We start from the raw sequence: 1,510 nt of genomic DNA, 5'->3' as shown, positions 1-1,510 counted from the left end.
TGGCCGCTCCGCAGGGATCTTACGGTGTCCAGAAGCTCATGAGCGAGTACCTCATCGGCGACTACACCCGCAAGGGATTTTTAGATGGGCGTGCGGTGCGCCTGCCGACGGTGAGTGTTCGCCCCGGCAAGCCCAACGCGGCGCTCTCTAGCTTCGCCAGTGGGATTATCCGTGAGCCGCTCCAGGGGAAAGTCTCCGAGCTTCCCGTGCCCCGAGACACGGCAGTCTGGCTGTTCTCCCCCGACGCCGCCGTTGCCGCGCTACGTCACACCCTCACTCTTGAGCATGCGCACTTCCACGGCGGCGTCTATGGCCCCGGCCTCAACTTGCCGGGACTGTGCGTGCGAGTCTCGGAGATGCTGGAGTCCCTGCTCGAAGTGGGCGGCCCGGAGGCTCTGGCGCTGGTGAAAGATGCCCCGGATGCTCGGGTTCAGAAGCTTGTCGTGACCTGGCCCACCAAGTTCGCCCCCGAGCGCGCCGTCGCCCTCGGCTACCGCGCCGACCAGAACTTCACCGAGATCGTCCGCGCCTTTGCTCTGCATTTACCCACACAGTAATACCGTAAACGCGATGCGATAAAAAATCCCTGTTCCGCTTCGACGGTATTCTTCGTCCATAGGTTTAGAATGCTGGAATCAACGTCGAGGAGGAGCGGGGCGCTGGGCAGAGAGAAAGAGGCGGTGACGCTGGAGATTCTCTACACGCGCCACGGGGCGCAGGTGTTTCGCCATGCCTACTTTCTTCTGGGAAGCCGCGACGATGCGGAGGATATTTTGCAGGAGACCTTTCTGCGGGCACATCGAGCGCTGGGAAGTTTTGCGGCCCGTAGCAGTCACCAGACCTGGCTCTTGCGCATCTGCACCAATCTCTGCTACGACCAGCAGCGGCAGAAGCTTCGCCACCAGAGTGCGGAGAGTGCGCTACCAGTGCCCACGCATCAGCCCGATCCGGCGGAGCTTGCCGCACAATCCGAGACGACGCGACGGCTCTTACGGGTGCTGGATGGGCTCCCGCTCACTGATCGAACCGTGCTGGTGCTGCATCTTTTAGAGGGACTCGACTACTCGCAGCTTGCCCAAGTGCTGGGCTGCACCCGCCCCGGAGCCAAGATGCGAACGCTTCGTGCCCTGCGCCGCCTGCGGGAGCGGGTCGAGCGGACTTTTTCGGCGGAGGAACTACCATGAACATTATCTGCTGGCTACAAGAGCACACTCTCCTTGAGTTTGCCACCCACCAAGCACACTGTGCACACTGCCAGGCACGCCGCGCCGCCGACCAGCGTGCGCTCAGATTATTTCAAGATGTCGAAGCGCCTTCTTCAACCCGCACCTACGACGAGCTGCTCTTGCTCCTGCCTCGCGAGCCACAACGAAGAGCCATCGCCTGGCAGTTGTCCGCGCTTGGTGTCGCACTTGCCAGTGGAGTGGGCATAGTTCTTTATTTTGCTCGTCCTACTGCCGTAAAGCAACCCACAAAAGTTGCAGAGCTCCGTCCAAATCTCAAAAATACT

2 protein-coding genes and 1 pseudogene are annotated in these 1,510 nt (G+C 61.1%); all 3 read left to right on the top strand.

Annotated features, from left to right (window positions below; translation table 11 throughout):
* A pseudogene (locus ACH2EH_RS14095) lies at nucleotides 1–557 on the top strand (NAD-dependent epimerase); the annotation flags it as partial.
* 69 nt (nucleotides 558–626) lie between these two features.
* Nucleotides 627–1,184 (top strand): RNA polymerase sigma factor, encoded by a 558-nt coding sequence (locus tag ACH2EH_RS14090; RefSeq protein WP_395142678.1) that lies wholly within the window; start codon nucleotides 627–629, stop codon nucleotides 1,182–1,184.
* On the top strand, nucleotides 1,181–1,510 hold a 330-nt coding region (locus ACH2EH_RS14085; RefSeq protein ID WP_395142677.1), incomplete at its 3' end, for a hypothetical protein. The genes ACH2EH_RS14090 and ACH2EH_RS14085, both read left to right, overlap by 4 nt.

The sequence above is a fragment of the Armatimonas sp. genome, from assembly GCF_043760365.1.
Lineage (GTDB): Bacteria > Armatimonadota > Armatimonadia > Armatimonadales > Armatimonadaceae > Armatimonas.
The sequence above is the reverse complement of the archived record's forward strand: the minus strand, read 5'-3'. Positions and strand labels throughout refer to the sequence as shown.

Excerpts from the sequence above, each read along its gene's own strand:
- ACH2EH_RS14090 (WP_395142678.1), top strand. The coding sequence starts at position 627 with ATGCTGGAATCAACGTCGAGGAGGAGCGGGGCGCTGGGCAGAGAGAAA.